This is a genomic window from Nocardioides endophyticus, assembly GCF_039543845.1.
Lineage (GTDB): Bacteria > Actinomycetota > Actinomycetes > Propionibacteriales > Nocardioidaceae > Nocardioides > Nocardioides endophyticus.
Genome location: NZ_BAABKN010000002.1, coordinates 45,679 through 65,725 on the forward strand (window position 1 = coordinate 45,679; position 20,047 = coordinate 65,725).

The window sequence follows — 20,047 nt, forward strand, 5'->3', positions numbered from 1 at the left end:
CACCCATGTCCGGCATCCGCGACGTGGCCGAGCTCGTCACCGAGGCGGCTGGAGAGAGCCCCGACCGCCTCGCGGTCGTCGAGGCTGGCGGGCGGAGCCTGACCTGGGCCGAGCTCGAGGACGAGGTGGGCCGGGTCGCCACCGGCCTCGCCGCCTCCGGGATCGTCGGCGGGCACCGGGTCCTGATCGCGATCGGCAACCGGATCGAGTTCGTCACGACGTACCTCGGGGTCCTCCGGGCGCAGGCCGTGGCTGTGCCGGTCAACCCACGCTCGACGCCGAGCGAGCTCGCCCGGATGGTCCAGGACTCCGGCTCCCGGATCGTGGTCGCCGACTCCGAGACCGTCGTCGCCGTACGCGAGGCTGTCGCGACCCTCGAGACACCTCCGCGCCTGGTCGTCGTCGGCGCCACGCTGCGACCGGGGGAGCGCGGCTACGACCAGCTCCGCGCGCAGCCTGCACGCCCCCTGCCGCCCCTGCAGGATCCGGAGAAGCTCGCGGCGCTCCTCTACACGAGTGGTACGTCGGGCCTGCCGCGCGCCGCGATGCTCACCCATCGGGCGCTGCTCGCCAACATCGAGCAGGTCGCCCGGGTCGAGCCGCCGATGATGCACGGAGACGACGTCGTGCTCGGGGTGCTGCCGCTCTTCCACGTCTACGGCCTCAACGCCGTGCTCGGAGGCGTGCTCCGGCACCGCGCCAAGCTCGTGCTGGTCGAGCGGTTCGATCCCCAGGAGACGCTGGCGATCATCGACGACGAGGCCTGCAGTGTCGTACCGGTCGCCCCGCCGGTCTTCGCCTACTGGCGCGACGAGCCCGACCTGAAGGAGCGGCTCGGACCGGTCCGCCTGATGCTGTCCGGCTCCGGGCCGCTCAGTCCCGAGGTGGTGCGCGAGTTCAGCGAGCGCACCGGCGTACCCGTCCACCAGGGCTACGGGCTCACCGAGGCATCGCCGGTAGTGACCAGCACGCTGTGCAGCGAGACCTTCCAGGTGGGCTCCGTCGGCGCGGCCCTCCCCGGCATCGGCGTCCGGCTCCTCGATGACGACGGCCGGCCCCCGGAGGGCGACGACCCGGGTGAGATCGAGATCCGCGGAGCCAACTTGTTCAGCGGCTACTGGCCCGACGGCGCCGGCGGCCCCGACGACGAGGGCTGGTGGCCCACCGGGGACGTCGGCTTCCTCGACGTCAGCGGCGACCTGTTCCTGGTCGACCGCCTCAAGGAGCTCGTCATCGTCTCCGGCTTCAACGTGTACCCGGTCGAGGTCGAGGACGTCATCGAGGAGGTCCCGGGCGTCGCCGAGGTGGCGGTCATCGGGGTGTCGCACGAGCAGACCGGCGAGGCGGTCGTCGCCTACGTCCGCGCGCCCGGCGCCGACCCGGAGCTCATCACGGCAGCGGTGCGCGACCACTGCGCCGTACGCCTGGCGCGGTTCAAGCAGCCGTTGCGGATCGAGATCGTCGACGAGCTGCCGCGCACCGTCACGGGCAAGGTCCAGAAGGGCCGGCTCCGAGGCATCGAGCGACGTCGTTCCCTGGGCCTGTTGGAATGACGGAGCCTGCGGTGACCGAGCCTGGAACGACAGCCCCCCGGATCACGCTCTACTCGCGCCCGGGCTGCCACCTGTGTGACGACGCCCGCGCGGTGATCGAGCGAGTCTGCGCCGACCTGGGTGAGGCGTACGTCGAGGTGTCGATCGACGGCGACCCGACCCTGACCGCGCGGTACGGCGAGGAGATCCCGGTGACCCTCGTCGACGGCCGGCAGCACGACTTCTGGCGGGTGGACGAGCGCCGTCTCCGGACGGCGCTCGTCCACTGATCGCAGCCTCGGCCCTCAGACCGAGAAGCGGGCCACGGACCCGCGCAGCTCGACGGCCATCCGCGACACCTCGTCGACGGCGGTGCGCGTCTGCGCGAGCGCCTGGGTCGTGGCGTCTGCCGCCGAGGACACTCCGGTGATGTTGGTGGCGATCTCGCTGGAGCCCGTGGAGGCCTCGGCGACGTTGCGCGACATCTCGTTGGTGGTCGCGGTCTGCTCCTCGACCGCCGAGGCGATGGTGAGCTGGTAGTCATTGATAGAGGCGATGATCTCGGAGATCTCACCGATCGCCCCGACGGCGTCGGTGGTGTCGCCCTGGATGGCCTCGACCCGGCGCGCGATGTCCTCGGTGGCCCGCGCGGTCTCCTGAGCGAGCTCCTTGACCTCGTTGGCCACGACCGCGAAGCCCTTGCCGGCCTCGCCGGCACGGGCGGCCTCGATGGTGGCGTTCAGCGCGAGCAGGTTGGTCTGCTCGGCGATCGAGGTGATCACCTTGACCACGTTGCCGATCTCCTGCGAGGAGACGCCCAGCTTGGCGACCGACTCGTTGGTGCTCTCGGCCATGGAGACGGCCTGGGAGGCCACGCGTGCGGCGTCGTTGGCCGACGTCGCGATCTCGCGGATGGAGGCGCCCATCTGCTCCGAGCCGGCCGCGACGGTCTGCACGTTGCGCGACACCTCGTCGGCAGCACCTGAGACGACTCCGGCCTGGACCGAGGTCTCCTCGGCGCCGGCTGCGATCTGCTGCGACGACGCCGACAGCTCCTCCGACGCCGCGGCGAGCGCCTCCGACGACTCCGACATGGTGCCGATCAGGCCGCGCAGGTTGCCGGTGGCGACATCGAGGCTCGAGCCCATCAGGCCGATCTCGTCCCGGCTGGTGAGGCCGCTGGTCCGGGTGAGGTCCCCCTCGGCCATGGCGTCGGCCACCTTGCGGACCTGGGCGACGGCGCTGGCGATCCGACGAGAGACGAGCAGGCCGATCGCGAGGACGGCGATGATCCCGAGGGTGAGCACGATGATCGAGGTGTTGCGGGCGGCGGTGTAGCTGGAGTGCGCGGACTTGGCCCTGGACAGGGCCTGTGCCTGCTCCGAGTCAGAGAGCGCCCCGAGCTCGGTGCTGATCTCCTCGGCGAGCGGGGAGACGTCGGAGTTGTTGACCGTGAGCCAGCGGTTGAGCTCCTGCTTCTCGGCGAGCGGGCCCAGCTGGGTGTCGACCGCGTCGATGTAGGCGGGAAGCAGTTCGCGGATCTTGGCCACGTGGGCCGCGTTGGCGGTGGTGACGCCGGTGGCGACGTACTCGTCGACCTGCTGCAGGAATGTGTCCTGGAGCGCGACGTACTCCTCCTGCGTGGCCTTCTCGTCCGGGCCGTTGCCGGCGAGCAGGATGTCGCGGGCGCTGATCGCCAGGCTCTTGCGGGTGACCGCGATCTCCCCGAGCACGCGGACCGCGGTGAGGTTGTTGCTGTAGATCGCCTGACTGGTGTCCGCTGCGCGGTTCAGCTGGACCATGCCCAGGATGCCGACGATCAGGGCGGCCACAACGCCGACCACGGCCGGGACCAGGATCTTGGTGCGGATCCGGCGATCGGACCACCACTTGGTGATGACGGACGGGTGAGCAGCGGGCGTGGAGTTCACGCGTGCCATGGGAGTTGCTCCTCGAGATCGGGCTGACCGCGGTTGCGGGTGGACTGCGACACCTCACCCATCGGCAGGTTCTCGACCTGATCAAGAGGTGTGCTCAAAAAGCTGTCCGGGAGACCCGCGTGAGGTGGTTCATCTCACATGTGCTAGCCGTACGGCCCGGCTGGCCTGCTCTCGTTTTGTTCTCCCGTTCACAAACTCCTACAGTGATCGAGCCGCCGGGCACGGGGAACGGAGACGTTCGACTGCGTCCGACGACGGCCCAGCAGCCCCCTGGCTATGGAGAAGGCAACTGCAGTGACCGGACGGACATCAGCCGACAGCTCTCGGGACATCCCCGAAGCGACGGTCGCGCGGCTGCCCATCTACCTGCGGGCGCTCACGACGCTGTCCGAGCAGGGCACCGGCACCTGCTCCAGCGAGGAGCTCGCCGTCGCCGCCGGCGTCAACAGCGCCAAGCTGCGCAAGGACCTCTCGTACCTCGGCAGCTACGGCACCCGCGGCGTCGGGTACGACGTCGAGTACCTGCGCTACCAGATCGCCCGCGAGATCGGGGTGACCCAGGACTGGCCCGTGGTCATCGTCGGCATCGGCAACCTCGGTCAGGCGCTCGCCAACTACTCCGGCTTCCGGAGCCGGGGCTTCCGGGTGGTAGCTCTCCTGGACGCCGACCCGGCCCGTCGCGACGAGGTCGTCGCCGGTGTGGAGGTGCAGGCGTTCGACAACCTGGAGCAGATCGTCGGCGACCACGGGGTCGCCATCGGGGTGATCGCGACGCCCGCCGTCGCCGCCCAGGACGTCGCTGACCGGATGGTCGCCTGCGGCATCACCAGCATCCTCAACTTCGCGCCGATCGTGCTCTCGGTCCCCGACCAGGTCGACGTCCGCAAGGTCGACCTGTCGATCGAGCTGCAGATCCTGGCCTACCACGAGCAGCGGAAGGCGGCCACCGCATGAACACCCCACGAAGTCGCACGCTTGCCCCGCTTCGCTCCTCCAGCCCACGACTCCGCGGAGGCCCCGCATGAGCGTTCTCGTCGTGGGTATGTCCCACAAGTCCGCGCCGGTCTCGCTCCTGGAGCGGGTCGCCCTCGACGGGGACGGCGTCCACAAGCTGATCGACGACGTCGCCGCGTGCGAGCACGTCACCGAGGTGACGGTCATCGCGACCTGCAACCGCCTCGAGATCTACGCCGACGTCGACCGCTTCCACGGCAGCGTCGAGGAGGTGTCCCGGCTGCTCATCGAGCGCGCCGGCGAGGCCACCGAGGCGATGCTGCCGCACCTCTACGTCCACTACGACGACGGCGCCGTCTCCCACCTGTTCCAGGTGGTGGCCGGGCTCGACTCGATGGCGCTCGGTGAGGGCCAGATCCTCGGTCAGACCCGCGACGCCCTCAGTGCGGGTCAGGAGATCGGCACCGTCGGTCCCTCGCTCAACGTGCTCTTCCAGCAGGCCCTCCGGGTCGGCAAGCGCGCCCGGGCCGAGACCGACATCGACCGGGCCGCGCCCTCGCTGGTCTCCGCCGCGCTCGACCGCAGCCACACGGCCGTCGGCGACCTGTCCGGCAAGCGGGCCCTGGTGCTCGGCGCCGGCGCTATGGCCGGCCTCGCGACCGCGACGCTGTCGCGACGCGGTGCCGCCAGCGTCACCGTCGCCAACCGCACCTCCGGCAACGCCGACCGCCTCGCGGGGGAGTACGGCGCCCGCTCGGCCCTGCTCGCCGACCTCGAGGCCGAGCTTGCGCTCGCCGATGTCGTCGTCTCGTGCACGGGCTCGACGGGCACCATCGTCACCGCCGCGATGGTGGCGGCCGCGACCGTCGATGGCCGCGAGCTCGCGATCGTCGACCTGGCTCTCCCGCACGACGTCGAGCCCGAGGCCGGCGCGCTGCCGGGCGTCACGCTGATCAACCTCGCCGAGCTCGCCGACGAGCTCCGCGACTCCGAGGCCGGCCGAGAGGTCGAGGCGGTGCGGCGGATCGTGACCCAGGAGGTCGCGGCGTTCCTCTCCGCCCGTCGCCAGGCGAGCGTCACCCCGACCGTCGTCGCGCTGCGGTCGATGGCCACCTCCGTCGTCGACGCCGAGATGGACCGCCTCTCCGGCCGCCTGCCCGACCTCGACCCCGCCACCCGCGCCGAGGTCCTGCACACCGTCCGCCGGGTCGCCGACAAGCTGCTCCACGAGCCGACCGTCCGGGTCAAGGAGCTGGCCAACGAGTCCGGCGCCGTCTCCTACGCCGCGGCGCTCGCCGAGCTCTTCGCCCTCGACCCCGAGGCCGTCGACGCCGTCACCCGACCGGAGGGCCTTTCGTCATGACTGCCATCCGGATCGGAACCCGCGCCTCGGTCCTCGCCACCACCCAGTCCCAGCTGGTCGCTGACCAGATCACCGAGCGGCTCGGCCGCGAGGTCGAGCTCGTCGAGATCAGCACCGAGGGCGACCGCAGCCAGGCGGCCGGCACGCCGCTCGCGGGCAGCTCGACGACCGGTGTTTTCGTCAGCGCGCTGCGTGACGCACTGCTCGACGGCCGAGTCGACGTCGCCGTCCACTCGCTCAAGGACCTGCCGACGTACGCAGCCGAGGGCATCACCCTCGCGGCCGTACCCACCCGTGAGGACCCGCGCGACGTGGTCGTCGCCCGCGACGGCCTGACGCTCGGTGAGCTGCCCGTGGGCAGCAAGGTGGGCACCGGTTCGCCCCGGCGCGCAGCCCTGCTGCACGCACTCGGCCTCGGTGTCGAGGTCGTGGGCGTGCGCGGCAACGTGGACACCCGGATCGCCAAGGTCCGCTCCGGTGAGTACGACGCCGTCGTGCTCGCCCGCGCCGGCCTGGCCCGCATCGGCCGCCTCGATGAGGTGACCGAGGTGCTCGACCCGCTGCAGATGCTGCCGGCTCCCGGGCAGGGCGCGCTCGCGGTCGAGTGCCGCACCGATGACGACCTCGCAGCCCAGCTGCGCGAGGTGATGGACGACCCGCGGACCCGCGCCGCGGTCGAGGCCGAGCGAGCCGTGCTCGCGACGCTTGAAGGAGGCTGCTCCGCGCCGATCGGAGCCCTGGCCGACGTGGCCGAGGGCGAGGACGGCGAGGAGCTGTGGGTGCGGGCGATAGCGCTCTCACCCGACGGGGGGCTCTCGGTGCGGATGTCCGCCACCGGGGATCCCGCCGACGCCGCGGGCGTCGGTGACCGGCTCGCGAAGGAGATGCTCGCCGACGGCGCGGCAGACCTGACGCCACCAACGAACGACTCGCTAGACAAGGTGCAGAACGCATGACCCGAGCCAAGACCAGCCCGAACCAGAGCCAGCCGCGCGGTTGGGTGTCGTTCGTCGGCAGCGGGCCCGGCGACCCGGGCCTGTTGACGGTGCGCGCCGTCGAGCTGCTGCGGCGTGCCGACGTCGTCGTGACCGAGGTGCCTGAGCACGCCGAGCTGATCCGGAAGGTCCTCGACCTGCCGGTGCCCACCGAGGACGCCCTGGAGCCTGTCGGCCCCCAGATCGTCGACGGTGGCTTCGGCGAGGACGGCCAGCCGTTGACGCATGCCGCGCGCGGCAAGGTCGTCGTCAAGCACGCCAAGAAGGGCCTGCGCGTCGTCCGGCTGATGTCGGGTGACCCGTTCCTCTACGCCTCCGGTCCCGAGGAGGCGCAGGCGTGCGTCAAGGCGGACCTCGCCTTCGAGATCGTCCCCGGCGTCTCCTCCGTCAACGCGGTCCCGGCGTACGCCGGCATCCCGCTGACCACGAAGGACCACCGAGAGGTCGCCGTCGTCACCTGTGGCGACAAGGTCGACTGGAGCCAGTACGCCGACAAGCGCACGCTCGTGCTGCTGTCGGCCGTCGGTCAGATCGGTGACATCGCCAAGGCGCTGGTCGCGGCCGGCCGTTCGGCGCAGACCCCGGTTGCGATGACTCGGGTCGGCACGACGACCGAGCAGGCCACGGTCACCTCCACCCTCGAGCGGATCGCCGCCGACGCCCGCGCCGCGCGGATGTCGCCGCCCGCCGTCACCGTGGTGGGCGACGTCGTCGACCTCCGCGAGACGCTGTCGTGGTTCGAGACCAAGCCGCTCTTCGGCTGGCGCGTCCTGGTGCCCCGCACCAAGGAGCAGGCGGGCTCGCTCTCCGAGCGGCTGCGCGGCTACGGCGCCGTCCCGGACGAGGTGCCGACCATCTCGGTCGAGCCGCCGCGCAACCCGCAGCAGATGGACAAGGCCGTCCGCGGACTGGTCGAGGGCCGCTACGAGTGGATCGCGTTCACCTCCGTCAACGCGGTGAAGGCCGTGCGCGAGAAGTTCGAGGAGTACGGCCTCGACGCTCGTGCCTTCTCCGGCCTCAAGATCGCCGCGGTCGGTGACAAGACCGCCGAGGCCATCGGCGACTGGGGCCTGCGTGCCGACCTGGTGCCCTCAGCAAATGATCCAGCCGGTCAGTCGGCCGCCGGGCTGTTGGCGAACTGGCCGGAGTACGACGAGGCGCTCGACCCGATCAACCGGGTCTTCCTGCCCCGCGCCGACATCGCCACCGAGAACCTCGTTGCCGGCCTGATCGACCTGGGCTGGGAGTGCGACGACGTCACGGCGTACCGCACCGTCCGGGCCGCCCCGCCGGCCCCCGAGACCCGCGATGCGATCAAGACCGGCAAGTTCGACGCCGTCGTCTTCACGTCGTCCTCGACGGTGCGCAACCTGGTCGGCATCGCAGGCAAGCCGCACGCCTCGACGGTGATCGCGGTGATCGGGCCCGCCACGGCGAAGACGGCCGAGGAGCACGGCCTGCGCGTCGACGTCCTGGCCAGCCGCCCGGACGTCGAGGAGCTCGTCGATGCGCTCGCCGACTTCGGCGCCGCTCGTCGCGCTTCGCTGGTCGAGGCCGGCCAGCCGGTGACCAAGCCGTCCGAGCGGAAGCCTTCAGCCCGTCGGCGGGTGCGCGCGGAGTGATCCGAGCCGCGGTGGTCCGCGAAGCGGACCACCGCGCAAGCGAGGAGATCGAGCAAGGCCCGCTCTTGAGGTACGAAGGGGCGACGGCCGTGTCGAGATCGAGTAGCAGGAGGAGGATCGAGCGATGAACGATCAGCTGCCAGACCCGGTGGCCGGACCCCTGATCCGGCCGCGCCGGCTGCGCACCACCCCGGCCCTGCGCCGGATGGTGGGGGAGACGTCGCTCGAGGCACGCCAGCTGGTGTTGCCGCTGTTCGTGCGTGAGGGCCTCGACGAGCCGCGCCCGATCTCGTCGATGCCCGGCGTCGTCCAGCACACCCGGGACTCGCTGCTCACGGCGGTGGCCGAGGCCGCCGACCTTGGGCTCGGCGGCGTGATGCTGTTCGGCATCCCGGAGAGCAAGGACGCCACCGGCTCGGGAGCGATCGACCCGGGCGGCGTACTCAACCTCGCGATCACCGACGTGGTCGCCGAGGTGGGCGACGCGCTCACGGTGATGAGCGACCTGTGCCTCGACGAGTTCACCGACCACGGCCACTGTGGCGTGCTCACCCCGGACGGGAAGGTCGACAACGACCGCACCCTCGAGGCGTACGCCGAGATGGCGCGTGCGCAGGCCCACGCCGGCGTCGACATGGTCGGGCCGAGCGGGATGATGGACGGCCAGGTCGCGGTGATCCGCGCGGCGCTCGATGCCGCCGAGCACAGCGACGTCTCGATCCTGGCCTACTCCGCGAAGTACGCCTCGGCCTTCTTCGGCCCGTTCCGCGAGGCCGTCGACTCCTCACTCCAGGGCGATCGGCGGACCTATCAGCAGGACCCCGGCAACGCCCGTGAGGGTGTGCGGGAGGCGCTCCTCGACGTCGCCGAGGGCGCCGACATCGTGATGGTGAAGCCGGCCCTCGCCTACCTCGACGTGCTGCACCGGGTCCGCGAGGCCGTCGACGTCCCGGTTGCGGCGTACAACATCTCGGGCGAGTACGCCATGGTCGAGGCGGCGGCGGCCAACGGGTGGATCGAGCGCGAGGCGGCGATCCTCGAGACGCTCACCTCGATCCGGCGCGCCGGCGCCGACGTGGTGCTCACCTACTGGGCGAGTGAAGTGGCCCGCCTGCTCGCTCGCTGAGGCGCCACTAGCCGCGAGTCGCCAGACCGTCGAGGATCAGCTCGCTGATCCCGGCAGCGAGGCGGGCCGCGTCCGCGGCGGGATCGTCGTGCGGTCCCTCGGCGGCAGCACTGAGGCCGGCGATGGTGATCGCCCCGAAGACGCTCATCGCGACGGTCCCCGGATCGGCGACCTGGCGAAGCGACCCGTCGGCGACACCCTCCGCGAGCAGCCGCTCGATCGGCTCGAAGAAGGTGGCGTGCACGGCGAGCGTCAGCTCGGGCAGCCGGGCCACCCGTCCGAGGTCGCCCACCAGGGCCCGACACAGGAACGGGTGCTCGAGCATCACGCTCAGCTGCGCCACGACGGCCGCCTGGAGCCGGGTCCGCGCGTCCTCGTCCCCGCTCACCGCGACCCCGACCGCGCCGGCCACCAGGTCCAGCATGTCGCCCAGCAGGAACTGCAGGACGCCGTTCTTGCCGTCGAGGTGGTAGTAGATCGTCGCCTTGGGGATGCCCGTGACCTCGGCGATGTCGTCGATCTTGGTGCCGTCCAGGCCGCGCTCGGCGATCAGCTCTGCCGCGTCGTACAGCCGGCTGGCCAGCTTGGCCGGAAGTTTCCTCATCGCCCGCCTACGTTCTCGCATGCCGGCCGCGTCCCCGGCGCGGCTCGCCGAACCCCTCGACCCGGACCCACATCGTATGTTGTACTGCCAGTCCAAACTCGGAATATGGATCGTCGGTGCACCACGGGGGAGCGCACCGCCTCTGACAGGGGTCTGCCGATGCTCGATCAGCAACTGACGTACAGCCCGTTCGATCCGGAGATCATCGCGGACCCCTATCCCGTCTATCGCGAGCTCCGCGACGAGGCGCCGGTGTACTGGTCCGCGGAGGCGAGATCGTGGGTGCTCAGCCGGTACGACGACGTCTCGGCGGCACTCACCGACCCGGCGACGTACTCCTCGGCATCGGGTGTGTACCCCACCCCGCCCGGGGTGGACATGACCGAGCTCTTTCTGCCGATGCTGGTGATGAGCGACCCACCCCGGCACACGCAACTGCGTCAGCTCGTCAGCAGGGCCTTCACGCCTCGCCGCATCGCCGGACTCGACTCGACCGTCCACGCCGTCGCCCACGAGCTGCTCGACCAGATGCCTTCGACCGGCTCCTGGGACCTCGTGTCCGGGTTCTCCGGGCCGCTCCCGGCCATCGTCATCGCCGACATGCTGGGCGTGCCCCGCGAGGACCGGGACCGCTTCCGGGCCTGGTCCACCACCCTGGTCCAGTCCAACCCGATGCTGGGCGAGATGGGTACCGGCATGGCGGCTGCGGCGGCGCTCTACGACTACTTCGGGAGCTTCCTCGCCGAACGTCGCGCGCGCCCCGAGGACGACCTGATGACGGCGCTCGTCCAGGCGGAGGTCGAGGGTGAGCGCCTCAGTGAGGAAGCTGCTCGGCTTCTGCTTCCTCCTGCTCGTGGCCGGCCACGAGACGACCACGAACCTGCTCTCCAACGGTGTCGCCCTGCTCGCCGACCACCCCGAGATCCGGGATCAGCTGAGGGCCGATCCGGACCTGGTGCCGCTGGCGATCGAGGAGCTGCTCCGCTACGACTCACCGGTCCAGGGGATCGGTCGCACCCTGACCAGGGAGGTCGAGCTGTACGGACAGCAGATGAAGCCCGGCGAGTCGGTGCTGCTGCTGTTCGGGTCCGCGAACCGCGACGACCGCGCGTTCCCGGATGCTGAGGTCTTCGACATCGGCCGCAGTCCGGAGCCACCTGTCGCCCTCGGTCGCGGCATCCACTTCTGCCTCGGGGCATCCCTGGCGCGGATGGAGGCCCGGATCGCTCTCGACGCGCTCCTCGCCAACCCGGCGTTCAGCTGGGACGCGGACCTCGCCGACGCCGAGCGGCTCCGGTCGGGGCCGATCCGCGGGTTCGCCTCGCTGCCCGTGCGATGAGCGCACTCTGGATTGCCTCTCGGCTCACCGGGTCTCGACACGCTCCGTCGGCGACCTCGTTCCGCGGTCGCTGCTCGACCACCACGGATGTAGTCCGCTGACGCGTCCTACATCAGTGCGTGTACGCGTACACGCACTGGTCGTACGGGTCGTCGTTCTTGAGGATGTTGTCGATGTAGCCATCGAGCAGGCACTGGGCCCGGGCCTGGACCTGGGTGAGCAGCTGGTCGACCGGGGCGATCGAGGTCGACGGCAGCGGCGGCAGGGTCAGCGTCGGCAGCGGGAGCTTCGGGCCTCCCGTCGGGAGGGTGGTCGGGTCGCTGCTCGGCTGCTGGGTCGGCTGCTGGGTCGGCTTCGGCGTCGGCTTCGACGTCGGCTTGTCGGTGTCGTCGTCGCTGGTGTCGTCGCCCTTGGGCTTGTCGCCCTTGTCGTGCTTCTTGGTGCCCTTGTGCGGCTTGTCGTCGCCGGTCGGCGTGGGCTGCGGGACGACGTAGCCGGCGGAGGTCACACCGTTGGGCACCGAGGTGAACTCGCCGTCGAGGTAGGCCGCCATGATCGACAGCACCAGGTCGACGTACGACTGGCTGTGGTTGTAGCGGTAGACGGCGGCGCGCTGGCCCGGCGTGGTGCCGAGGTCGTCTCCGCCGGAGCAGAGGTAGACCGCGGTGGCGAGCGCCGCGTCGTCGACGTCCTGCGGGTTGCGCTGGCCGTCGCCGTCGGCGTCCACCCCGACCACCGACCAGGTGGAGGGGATGAACTGCATCGGGCCGACCGCGCGGTCCCAGGTGCTGTCGGCGTCGTACTGGCCGGCGTCGGTGTCGGAGATCCGGCTGGTGCCGTCGGCACCGTTGAGCGGCAACCCGAAGATGCCGGGCTTCGCAACGCCCTGGGTGTCGAGCGAGTTGCCGTTGGTGCGGCCGTGGTCGGACTCGACCCGGCCGATCGCGGCGACCAGCTGCCAGGAGAGGTGGCAGCCCGGGTCGGCGGAGTTGATGACGGTCTCGGCGCGCTGGTAGGCCGCGAGCGCGGCGGCCGGGATGCCGGAGGTCGAGGCGGTCGCGACGGCCTGCTGGGCGTCGCCGGTGATGCCGGGTGCGACGCCGCCGGCGGCGGAGACGCTGGCCGGGGCCTCGATCGCCTCGGTCGGGAGGCTGGTGCCGTCGGGGAGCTTGGTGTCGGACTGCCCGTCGGCCAGCGCGCTGCCGGCGCCGGTCGTGGCGATGCTCGCGGTCCAGGCAACGGAGAGGATGGCCAGCGGGACGAGCGCCATGATCTTGTGCCCGTGCCTGAAGCGCGCTGTCGACCTGCTCATCTACCTGGCTCCTGCTCCCTCGGACTCCGCATGCTCCCTCAGCACCCCGTGTGACGGACGTCAAACGACCGAGCCCCTCACCAGTTACGGTACGTCGGTTGGCGCTGCCGTGCAGCCGTTCATCGGGTGTCACGACCATTCCCGCAGGTCGTGACGGTGAAACCCGTTCTCGTCGGACGCCCGGTGACCCCCGGGTGAACCCCTGGTGACGTGGTCTGGAGCACCCTCGGAGGGCGGCGGACGGCCCTCGACTGGGGCTGGTTGGGCGGCTCGGGGACAATGGCCCGGTGCCCCGACCCACCGACGCCAGCGCTGCCCTCTTCGAGCGGGCTCGAGCGGTGACTCCCGGCGGGGTGAACTCGCCCGTGCGGGCCTTCAACGCGGTCGGCGGCACCCCGCGCTTCATCCGCTCCGCGGCCGGTGCCTGGCTGACCGACGCCGACGGCAACGAGTACGTCGACCTGATCTGCTCATGGGGTCCGATGCTGCTGGGGCACGCCCACCCCGAGGTGCAGGCCCGGGTGGCGGAGGCGGTCGCCCGCGGCACGTCGTACGGCACCCCCACGGAGCCCGAGGTCGAGCTGGCTGAGGAGATCGTGGCGCGTACGCCGGTGGAGCGGGTCCGCTTCGTGTCGTCCGGCACCGAGGCCACCATGTCCGCGATCCGGCTGGCTCGCGGCTTCACCGGCCGCGACATCGTCGTGAAGTTCGCCGGCTGCTACCACGGCCATGTCGACTCGCTGCTGGCCTCGGCCGGCTCCGGGCTGGCCACGTTCGCCGTACCCGGGACGCCCGGTGTCCCGGTCTCGTCGACCGAGCTGACGCTGGTGCTGCCCTACAACGACCGGGCAGCGGTCGACAAGGTGTTCGCCGAGTATCCGGACCGGATCGCCTGCCTGATCACGGAAGCCGCTCCCGGCAACATGGGTGTCGTCCCCCCGGAGCCGGGGTTCAACGCCTTCCTCTCCGAGACCTGCACGCGCCACGGCGCCCTCTTCGTCAGCGACGAGGTGATGACCGGCTTCCGCGCCAGCAAGCTCGGCCAGTGGGGCCTCGACGGTGCGGTCGAGGGCTGGCGCCCCGACCTGATGACCTTCGGCAAGGTGATGGGCGGTGGCTTCCCGGCCGCGGCGTTCGGTGGTCGCGCCGACGTGATGTCGCGGCTCGTGCCCGAGGGGCCCGTCTACCAGGCAGGCACGCTCTCGGGGAACCCGATCGCCACGACCGCCGGCCTCGCCACGCTGCGGCTGGCGACCGACGAGGTCTACGACCACATCGGTGTCGCCGCCGACACGATCAAGACGGCCGTGTCTGACGCCCTCAGCGAGGCCGGGGTCGCCCACGTGGTGCAGGCGACCGGCACGATGTTCTCGGTGTTCTTCGCCGAGGGCCAGGTGCGTGACTTCGAGTCGGCGTCGCGCACCGACGCCTCGGCGTACGCCGCCTTCTTCCACGCGATGCTCGATGCGGGGGTCTACCTGCCGCCGTCGGCGTACGAGGCGTGGTTCCTGTCCGCAGCCCACGACGACCGCGCCGTGCAGACCGTGCTCGACGCGCTGCCCGACGCTGCCCGCGCGGCTGCCGCCGCCCAGGCGTAGGAGACACCCATGACCACGCCCGACACGATCGTCCACCTGCTGCGCCACGGCGAGGTGCACAACCCTGAGGGCATCCTCTACGGCCGCCGCGACGGGTTCCACCTCTCGGACCTGGGCAACACGATGGCGCAGCGGATCGCCGAGAGCATCGGCGACCGCGACATCGTGCACCTGCGGGTCTCGCCCCTGGAGCGGGCGCAGGAGACGGCCAGGCCGCTCGCGGCGGCGCGTGGCCTGGAGATCGTCACCGACGAGCGGGTCATCGAGTCGGCCAACAAGCTGGAGGGCCTGAGCTTCGGTCAGGGGCCGTGGTCGATCATCAAGCGTCCCCGCATCTGGAAGCACTTCTACAACCCGGTCCGGCCGTCCTGGGGCGAGCCGCACCAGCAGATCGTCGCCCGGATGATGGCGGCGGTCGAGGACGCCCGCGCGGCGGCGGTCGGCCACGAGGCGGTGATCGTCTCCCACCAGTTGCCGATCTGGAGCACCCGACTGCACGTCGAGGGCCGGCGCCAGCTGCACGACCCCCGGCGTCGGGAGTGCACCCTGTGCTCGCTCACGTCGTTGCACTTCGTCGGCGACAAGATCACCCAGGTGAGCTACTCGGAGCCCGCCGGCGACCTGATCCCGGTCAAGGACAAGAAGGCGCCGTTCTCGGCCGGTGGCGCACCCGAGGAGCAGCGCCCGTGACGTTGAAGCGGACACTCCTGGGAGTGGCTGTGCCGCTGCTGCTCGCCCTTACCGCCTGTACGTCTCTGCAGGGCACCGGTGACAAAGGCTTCGTCTCCGGCGACGGCAGGATCCGCACTGTCGACGCCGCCGATCGCAAGGACCCGATCGAGCTGACCGGCGAGGACCTCGACGGCAAGCCGCTCGACATCGCCGACTTCCGGGGCAAGCCCGTCGTCGTGGCGGTGTGGGGCTCCTGGTGCGGGCCGTGCCGGGGTGAGGCTCCGGACGTGGTCGCGGCCGCCACCGAGCTCGGTGACCGCGCCCAGTTCGTCGGCATCAACCTGCGCGACTCGTCGACCGACAATGCCAAGTCGTTCGTGCGCAACTTCGAGGTCCCCTACCCGTCGTTCTACTCGCCGGATGGCCAGGCGATGCTCCAGTTCCCCGGCACCCTGGGACCGAAGAGCATCCCGGCGTTCGTGGTCCTCGACCAGGACGGACGGATCGCCGCGAGCATCCTCGGCCGGCTGCCCTCGACGCAGACCCTCGTCGACCTAGTCGCGGACGTCGAGGACACCCCGAAGCAGTCGGCCGATGGCTGACTGGTTCGAGTCGACCGCGTTGTCCGGCTCGCTCGCCCTCGCGGTGCCGGTCGCACTGGTGGCCGGGCTGGTGTCGTTCTTCTCCCCCTGTGTGATCCCGCTGCTGCCCGGCTACCTCTCCTACGCCACCGGCCTGTCGGGCGCTGACCTCGCGAACGGGGTCGCCGGGACCCGGCGCGGCCGGATGTTCCTGGGCTCGGTGCTCTTCGTGCTCGGCTTCACGACCGTCTTCGTGATCCTGGGGACGGCCAGCGGTGCACTCGGCTCCTGGCTGGTCGAGTGGGACCGCCAGCTCGCGATCGTGCTCGGTGCGATCAGCATCGTGCTGGGCTTGGCCTTCGCGGGCTGGCTCCCGTTCCTGAACCGTGAGTGGCGCGTGCACCAGGTGCCAGCAGTCGGTCTGGCGGCGGCACCGCTGCTCGGCTTCCTCTTCGGTCTCGGGTGGACCCCGTGCCTCGGACCGACCCTGGCCGTCATCAACGGGCTCGCCGTCAGCGAGGGGACGGCAGCGCGCGGTGCGTTCCTCTCAGTCTTCTACGCCCTCGGGCTGGGTCTGCCGTTCATCCTCACCGGACTCGCGTACGAGAAGGCGCTGTCCGCGATCGGGTGGGTACGCCGGCACCAGGTGTGGGTGATGCGGGCAGGCGGCGTCATGCTGATCGCGGTCGGCCTGCTGCTGTTGAGCGGCTGGTGGGCCGAGGCGGTGTCGTGGGTCCAGCTCCACCTCGTCGGTACGACGGAGACCCCCGTATGAGCACGGTACTGAGCACTCGTCCCCCCGAGGATGACCGCCGCCCGGGCGAGCTGGGCTTCCGTGAGCTGCTGCGCTGGGTCTGGCGCCAGGTCACGTCGATGCGGACGGCCCTGATCCTCCTGCTCCTGCTCGCGCTCGCGGCCATCCCCGGCTCGATCATCCCGCAGACGGGCGTCGACTCCCTCAAGACGTCGAACTGGCAGTCCGACCACCCCAAGCTGACCCCGGTCTACGAACGGCTAGGCCTCTTCTCGGTCTACGACTCCGCCTGGTTCTCCGCGATCTACATCCTCCTGATGATCTCCCTGGTCGGCTGCATCGTGCCGCGCACGTTCCACTACTGGCGGGGCATGCGCGCCAAGCCGCCGGCGGCACCTCGCAACCTGAGCCGGCTGCCGGACCACGCGGCGTACACGACCACCGACGCTCCCGAGGTCGCACTCGAGCGTGCGACGGCGCTGCTGAAGCGGCGTCGCTACCGGCTCTCGGTCTCGACGGGCTCGACCACCGGGGACGGGGGCGACTCCGTGTCGGCGGAGCGCGGCTACCTGCGCGAGGTCGGCAACCTGATCTTCCACCTGTCGGTGCTGGTAGTACTGGTGGGCTTTGGGCTGGGCAGCATGTTCGGTTACAAGGGCGGCGTCATCCTCCTGGTGGGCGACGACTTCGGGTTCTCCAACAACCTGACGCAATACGACGAGTTCAAGCCGGGCAGCCTCTTCCGGGCCGATGAGATGGAGCCGTTCTCCTTCAAGATCGACGACTTCGACGTCGACTGGCTGACGACGGGCCGGCGCGCCGGCATGGCGCGCGGCTTCCAGTCGCACCTCACCTATCGGGAGGGTCGCGACTCCCCGGAGAAGAAGTACGACCTCCGGGTCAACCACCCACTGTCGATCGGCGACACCGACGTCTTCCTGATCGGCCACGGTTACGCGCCGACGATCACGATCAAGGACGCTGACGGCAACATCTCGGGCGGCCCGACGCCGTTCCTGCCGACCAGCCAGAGCTTCCAGTCGATCGGCGTGGTCAAGGCGCCGGACGCCGAACCGACCCAGATCGGGCTCGAGGGCGAGTTCTACCCGACCGTGGCGTTCTCCGACCAGACCGGCAGCTACTACTCGCTGCTGGGCAAGCCGCTCGACCCGATGATCTCGATGCTCGTCTACACCGGCGACCTGGGCATGGACGACGGCTCGTCGCAGTCGGTCTACGCGCTCGACAAGAGCAAGACCACGATGCTGACCAAGAAGGACGGCACGCCGTACCGCCTCGACCTGCGACCGGGCGAGACGGCGAAGCTGCCCAACGGCCTGGGGTCGGTGACCTTCGAGAAGGCCCCCGGTGTCGATGGCGGAGTCCAGCGCTGGAACAAGATCCAGATCAGCCAGACGCCCGGCAAGTGGATCGCCCTGACGGGTGTGGTCATGGCGCTGATCGGCCTGCTCGGCTCGCTCTTCATCCGGCCGCGACGGGTCTGGGTTCGTGCCCGTCGCCAGGGTGACGGCACACTGGTCGAGGTGGCCGCCCTCGACCGGTCCGGCGGCGGGGACGTCTCCGTCGTCGTAGACGAGCTGGTGGCCAGCCTGCAAGGCCCGCAGTCAGGTAAGCAGCAGCAACGAGAGGACGAGTCGTGACCGACGCAGCGTGGGAGAGCCTCAGCAACCAGGCGGTCGCGGCCGCGGGCTTGCTCTACTTCCTCGCCCTCCTCGCGCACCTCGTCGAGTGGGCGTCCCTGCGCAAGGTCCCGCTGGCGAGCGGTGCCGCCGCACGCGACTCGATCGATATCCCAGGCGGGGTCGCGGTCGCGACCGGACCGCACAGCGACGAGGCTGAGGGACGCGCTCGTCGTACGGCGCTCTTCGGTCGGCTCGGCTTCCTCATCACCTGCATCGCGGTCGCGGTGCAGGCGGTGTCGCTGTTCGCCCGGGGCATGGCCGCGGACCCCAACCGGGTGCCCTGGGGCAACATGTACGAGTTCACGCTGACCGGCACGTTCGTGGTCGCGTTCCTCTACGTCGTGCTCTACCGCAAGTTCCGGCTCGCCTGGATGGCACCGATCGTGCTGGCGTTCGTGCTCACGGTCCTCATGGTCGCGGTGATCTGGCTCTACGCGCCGGTCGCCCCGCTGACCGAGGCGCTCTCGTCGTACTGGCTGGTGATCCACGTCGTCTCCGCGATCATCGCGACCGGTGCGTTCACCCTGGGCGGCATCACCTCGGCGCTCTACCTGGTCAAGGCGCGGTCGCTGTCGAAGAACGGGCCGCAGGAGACGGGCTACGTCGCGCGGCTGCCGCAGCCCGAGGCGCTCGACCGGGTCTCCTACCGACTGCACGCCTTCGGCTTCCCGGTGTGGACCTTCGCGGTGCTGATCACCGGCCCGATCTGGGCGCACCAGGCCTGGTCGTCGTACTGGAACTGGGACCCCAAGGAGGTCTGGGCGTTCATCACCTGGGTCGTCTACGCGGCGTACCTCCACGCCCGCACGACCGCCGGTTGGAAGGGTCGCAACGCCGCGATCCTCGCACTGGTCGGCGTCGCCACGCTGTGGTTCAACTTCATCGGGATCAACTACTTCTCGACGACGTCGCAGCACTCGTACGCCGGTGGAGCGAAGCAGATCGCCCCGCTCGAGCCCGCACCCGCGTTGAGTCGGGACTCGGCTTAGGCCTCGGGATCCTCGGGGTGTTTGCGCTTCCGATCGAGATCCCGCAGGAAGTCGGGGTCGTCGTCGGGCCCGACGAACCGGGGCGGCTCCGGGCGTCGAGGACGCTGCTTGGGTGCCGGGGCGATGCCGCGTCGCTGGATCGCGCGGGTAATGAGGTAGACCGCGACCGCGATCAGGATCACCACCAGGAGGAACTTCACCCCTCCAGCGTAGGGCCCGTCTGGTCACGGCCTACGCTGAACCCCGTGAAGGAGTTCTGGATCTACACCCTGCTACGCATCGTGCTGTTCCTGGCGTCCCTGGGAATCGTCATCGGGGTGTGGTTCCTGATCGCCGGCTCGGCGCCGTTGCTGTGGGCCGTGGTCATCGCGTTCCTGATGAGCGGCATGGGGTCGTACTTCCTGCTCAACCACCAGCGTGAGGCGCTCGCCCGCCGGGTGCAGACCCGCGCCGAGGCGATGACGGCCAAGATGGAAGAGATGAAGTCCAAGGAGGACGCGGACTGAGCTCCGCTCAGTCCTTGCGCTGGTTGAGCCGGCGCTCGATGCGGGACTTGTCCTGGCCGAGCAGCTTGGCCAGCAGTGGCACCCGGAAGCGGTAGGCCAGCACGGCCGCCACCACGATCAGCACGATCACCCAGAACATGCCTCGAGCGTACGCCGGGCCTGGGTGGCCTCAGCCGATCAGGCGTCTTCCCGGTCACCGCGCACCTGGGTCTCGGGGTAGATGCCGTACCCGAGCGCGGTGAGCCACGCGCAGAGCAGCGCGAACGCGGCGACCCCGACAGCTGCGCCGACCGCCACCAGCCCCTTGCCGACCGCCTCCTCGGCCGGCGACGGAGCTTCGCTCCACATGGCGAAGCCGACCCCCAGCAGCAGGGCGGTGTCGAGGGCGGCGACGGCAGCGAAGGCTCCGAGTCGAGACGGGCTCATGGGCCTAACCTGACACAGCCAGCGGCGATAC

23 protein-coding genes are annotated in these 20,047 nt (G+C 70.5%); 15 read left to right on the plus strand and 8 right to left on the minus strand.

Features of this window, described 5'->3' with window-relative positions:
• The first annotated feature begins 5 nt into the window (after positions 1–5).
• Positions 6–1,553: a class I adenylate-forming enzyme family protein gene (locus ABEA33_RS00465; RefSeq protein ID WP_345524535.1), complete on the plus strand. Its 1,548-nt coding sequence runs from the start codon at positions 6–8 to the stop codon at positions 1,551–1,553.
• Between the two features lie 11 nt (positions 1,554–1,564).
• A complete protein-coding gene (locus ABEA33_RS00470) occupies positions 1,565–1,822 on the plus strand; it encodes a glutaredoxin family protein (RefSeq protein WP_345524536.1) in 258 nt (85 codons plus the stop codon).
• A gap of 15 nt (positions 1,823–1,837) precedes the next feature.
• Here ABEA33_RS00470 and ABEA33_RS00475 read toward each other — a convergent pair whose 3' ends face one another.
• Positions 1,838–3,472 carry a methyl-accepting chemotaxis protein gene (locus ABEA33_RS00475; protein ID WP_345524538.1) on the minus strand — a complete coding sequence of 545 codons (1,635 nt, stop codon included), beginning with the start codon at positions 3,470–3,472 and terminating at the stop codon, positions 1,838–1,840.
• A 276-nt stretch (positions 3,473–3,748) separates the two neighbouring features.
• On the opposite strand from ABEA33_RS00475, the gene ABEA33_RS00480 reads away from it, so the two are divergent.
• From ABEA33_RS00480 to hemB, 5 genes are all read left to right on the plus strand, one after another.
• Positions 3,749–4,426, plus strand: a complete 678-nt coding sequence (locus ABEA33_RS00480; RefSeq protein WP_345524539.1) for a redox-sensing transcriptional repressor Rex — start codon at positions 3,749–3,751, stop codon at positions 4,424–4,426.
• A gap of 67 nt (positions 4,427–4,493) precedes the next feature.
• Positions 4,494–5,789 carry a glutamyl-tRNA reductase gene (locus tag ABEA33_RS00485; RefSeq protein ID WP_345524540.1) on the plus strand — a complete coding sequence of 432 codons (1,296 nt, stop codon included), beginning with the start codon at positions 4,494–4,496 and terminating at the stop codon, positions 5,787–5,789.
• Positions 5,786–6,745 carry a hydroxymethylbilane synthase gene (gene hemC, locus ABEA33_RS00490; protein WP_345524541.1) on the plus strand — a complete coding sequence of 320 codons (960 nt, stop codon included), beginning with the start codon at positions 5,786–5,788 and terminating at the stop codon, positions 6,743–6,745. The genes ABEA33_RS00485 and hemC overlap by 4 nt, the downstream gene beginning before the upstream one ends.
• Positions 6,742–8,406: a bifunctional uroporphyrinogen-III C-methyltransferase/uroporphyrinogen-III synthase gene (locus tag ABEA33_RS00495; protein WP_345524542.1), complete on the plus strand. Its 1,665-nt coding sequence runs from the start codon at positions 6,742–6,744 to the stop codon at positions 8,404–8,406. The genes hemC and ABEA33_RS00495 overlap by 4 nt, the downstream gene beginning before the upstream one ends.
• A gap of 124 nt (positions 8,407–8,530) precedes the next feature.
• A complete protein-coding gene (gene hemB / locus ABEA33_RS00500) occupies positions 8,531–9,532 on the plus strand; it encodes a porphobilinogen synthase (protein WP_345524543.1) in 1,002 nt (333 codons plus the stop codon).
• 7 nt (positions 9,533–9,539) lie between these two features.
• Here hemB and ABEA33_RS00505 read toward each other — a convergent pair whose 3' ends face one another.
• From ABEA33_RS00505 to ABEA33_RS00515, 3 genes are all read right to left on the minus strand, one after another.
• On the minus strand, positions 9,540–10,136 hold the full coding sequence (locus ABEA33_RS00505; RefSeq protein WP_345524544.1) for a TetR/AcrR family transcriptional regulator: 597 nt from the start codon (positions 10,134–10,136) through the stop codon (positions 9,540–9,542).
• Between the two features lie 224 nt (positions 10,137–10,360).
• Positions 10,361–10,516, minus strand: a complete 156-nt coding sequence (locus tag ABEA33_RS00510; RefSeq protein ID WP_345524545.1) for a hypothetical protein — start codon at positions 10,514–10,516, stop codon at positions 10,361–10,363.
• 60 nt (positions 10,517–10,576) lie between these two features.
• Positions 10,577–10,729: a hypothetical protein gene (locus ABEA33_RS00515; RefSeq protein WP_345524546.1), complete on the minus strand. Its 153-nt coding sequence runs from the start codon at positions 10,727–10,729 to the stop codon at positions 10,577–10,579.
• 212 nt (positions 10,730–10,941) lie between these two features.
• Between ABEA33_RS00515 and ABEA33_RS00520 the strand changes: the two genes are divergently transcribed.
• Positions 10,942–11,475 carry a cytochrome P450 gene (locus ABEA33_RS00520; RefSeq protein ID WP_345524547.1) on the plus strand — a complete coding sequence of 178 codons (534 nt, stop codon included), beginning with the start codon at positions 10,942–10,944 and terminating at the stop codon, positions 11,473–11,475.
• Between the two features lie 112 nt (positions 11,476–11,587).
• Here the strand turns inward: ABEA33_RS00520 and ABEA33_RS00525 are convergent, their stop codons facing one another.
• On the minus strand, positions 11,588–12,787 hold the full coding sequence (locus ABEA33_RS00525) for a lytic murein transglycosylase (RefSeq protein ID WP_345524548.1): 1,200 nt from the start codon (positions 12,785–12,787) through the stop codon (positions 11,588–11,590).
• A 287-nt stretch (positions 12,788–13,074) separates the two neighbouring features.
• On the opposite strand from ABEA33_RS00525, the gene hemL reads away from it, so the two are divergent.
• Genes hemL through ccsB form a run of 6 tightly spaced genes read left to right on the plus strand, consistent with a single transcriptional unit; the run spans position 13,075 to position 19,084 of the window.
• The gene (gene hemL / locus ABEA33_RS00530) at positions 13,075–14,385 is read left to right on the plus strand and encodes a glutamate-1-semialdehyde 2,1-aminomutase (protein WP_345524549.1); all 1,311 of its coding nucleotides are present in this window, start codon (positions 13,075–13,077) and stop codon (positions 14,383–14,385) included.
• Between the two features lie 9 nt (positions 14,386–14,394).
• The gene (locus tag ABEA33_RS00535) at positions 14,395–15,075 is read left to right on the plus strand and encodes a histidine phosphatase family protein (protein ID WP_345524550.1); all 681 of its coding nucleotides are present in this window, start codon (positions 14,395–14,397) and stop codon (positions 15,073–15,075) included.
• Entirely contained in the window at positions 15,072–15,659 is a 588-nt protein-coding gene (locus tag ABEA33_RS00540; RefSeq protein ID WP_345524551.1) for a TlpA family protein disulfide reductase, read from the plus strand. The genes ABEA33_RS00535 and ABEA33_RS00540 overlap by 4 nt, the downstream gene beginning before the upstream one ends.
• Positions 15,652–16,413, plus strand: a complete 762-nt coding sequence (locus tag ABEA33_RS00545; protein ID WP_345524552.1) for a cytochrome c biogenesis CcdA family protein — start codon at positions 15,652–15,654, stop codon at positions 16,411–16,413. The genes ABEA33_RS00540 and ABEA33_RS00545 overlap by 8 nt, the downstream gene beginning before the upstream one ends.
• The gene (gene resB / locus ABEA33_RS00550) at positions 16,410–18,053 is read left to right on the plus strand and encodes a cytochrome c biogenesis protein ResB (RefSeq protein WP_345524553.1); all 1,644 of its coding nucleotides are present in this window, start codon (positions 16,410–16,412) and stop codon (positions 18,051–18,053) included. The genes ABEA33_RS00545 and resB overlap by 4 nt, the downstream gene beginning before the upstream one ends.
• Positions 18,050–19,084 (plus strand): c-type cytochrome biogenesis protein CcsB, encoded by a 1,035-nt coding sequence (gene ccsB, locus ABEA33_RS00555; protein ID WP_345524554.1) that lies wholly within the window; start codon positions 18,050–18,052, stop codon positions 19,082–19,084. Before resB ends, ccsB begins: the two co-directional genes overlap by 4 nt.
• On the opposite strand, the gene ABEA33_RS00560 is transcribed toward ccsB, so the two are convergent.
• Positions 19,081–19,284 carry a hypothetical protein gene (locus ABEA33_RS00560; RefSeq protein WP_345524555.1) on the minus strand — a complete coding sequence of 68 codons (204 nt, stop codon included), beginning with the start codon at positions 19,282–19,284 and terminating at the stop codon, positions 19,081–19,083. The two genes, ccsB and ABEA33_RS00560, sit on opposite strands and share 4 nt — an antisense overlap.
• 45 nt (positions 19,285–19,329) lie before the next feature.
• Here ABEA33_RS00560 and ABEA33_RS00565 point away from each other — a divergent pair, with 45 nt between their 5' ends.
• A complete protein-coding gene (locus tag ABEA33_RS00565) occupies positions 19,330–19,590 on the plus strand; it encodes a DUF4229 domain-containing protein (RefSeq protein WP_345524557.1) in 261 nt (86 codons plus the stop codon).
• Between the two features lie 7 nt (positions 19,591–19,597).
• Here ABEA33_RS00565 and ABEA33_RS00570 read toward each other — a convergent pair whose 3' ends face one another.
• Positions 19,598–19,729, minus strand: coding sequence for a hypothetical protein (locus ABEA33_RS00570; RefSeq protein ID WP_345524558.1), 132 nt, complete (start codon positions 19,727–19,729; stop codon positions 19,598–19,600).
• A gap of 38 nt (positions 19,730–19,767) precedes the next feature.
• A complete protein-coding gene (locus tag ABEA33_RS00575) occupies positions 19,768–20,016 on the minus strand; it encodes a hypothetical protein (RefSeq protein ID WP_345524559.1) in 249 nt (82 codons plus the stop codon).
• Positions 20,017–20,047 lie beyond the last annotated feature (31 nt).

Bases quoted from the DNA above. Each gene is read 5' to 3' on its own strand.
- ABEA33_RS00510 (WP_345524545.1), bottom strand. From the start codon at position 10,516: ATGTCCACCCCGGGCGGGGTGGGGTACACACCCGATGCCGAGGAGTAC.
- ABEA33_RS00465 (WP_345524535.1), top strand. From the start codon at position 6: ATGTCCGGCATCCGCGACGTGGCCGAGCTCGTCACCGAGGCGGCTGGA.
- resB (WP_345524553.1), top strand. From the start codon at position 16,410: ATGAGCACGGTACTGAGCACTCGTCCCCCCGAGGATGACCGCCGCCCG.
- ABEA33_RS00480 (WP_345524539.1), top strand. From the start codon at position 3,749: ATGGAGAAGGCAACTGCAGTGACCGGACGGACATCAGCCGACAGCTCT.
- ABEA33_RS00485 (WP_345524540.1), top strand. From the start codon at position 4,494: ATGAGCGTTCTCGTCGTGGGTATGTCCCACAAGTCCGCGCCGGTCTCG.
- hemC (WP_345524541.1), top strand. From the start codon at position 5,786: ATGACTGCCATCCGGATCGGAACCCGCGCCTCGGTCCTCGCCACCACC.
- ABEA33_RS00535 (WP_345524550.1), top strand. From the start codon at position 14,395: ATGACCACGCCCGACACGATCGTCCACCTGCTGCGCCACGGCGAGGTG.
- ABEA33_RS00570 (WP_345524558.1), bottom strand. From the start codon at position 19,729: ATGTTCTGGGTGATCGTGCTGATCGTGGTGGCGGCCGTGCTGGCCTAC.
- hemB (WP_345524543.1), top strand. From the start codon at position 8,531: ATGAACGATCAGCTGCCAGACCCGGTGGCCGGACCCCTGATCCGGCCG.
- ABEA33_RS00505 (WP_345524544.1), bottom strand. From the start codon at position 10,136: ATGAGGAAACTTCCGGCCAAGCTGGCCAGCCGGCTGTACGACGCGGCA.
- ABEA33_RS00545 (WP_345524552.1), top strand. From the start codon at position 15,652: ATGGCTGACTGGTTCGAGTCGACCGCGTTGTCCGGCTCGCTCGCCCTC.
- ABEA33_RS00475 (WP_345524538.1), bottom strand. From the start codon at position 3,472: ATGGCACGCGTGAACTCCACGCCCGCTGCTCACCCGTCCGTCATCACC.
- ABEA33_RS00515 (WP_345524546.1), bottom strand. From the start codon at position 10,729: ATGACGATGGCCGGGAGCGGCCCGGAGAACCCGGACACGAGGTCCCAG.
- ABEA33_RS00575 (WP_345524559.1), bottom strand. From the start codon at position 20,016: ATGAGCCCGTCTCGACTCGGAGCCTTCGCTGCCGTCGCCGCCCTCGAC.
- ABEA33_RS00525 (WP_345524548.1), bottom strand. From the start codon at position 12,787: ATGAGCAGGTCGACAGCGCGCTTCAGGCACGGGCACAAGATCATGGCG.
- ABEA33_RS00495 (WP_345524542.1), top strand. From the start codon at position 6,742: ATGACCCGAGCCAAGACCAGCCCGAACCAGAGCCAGCCGCGCGGTTGG.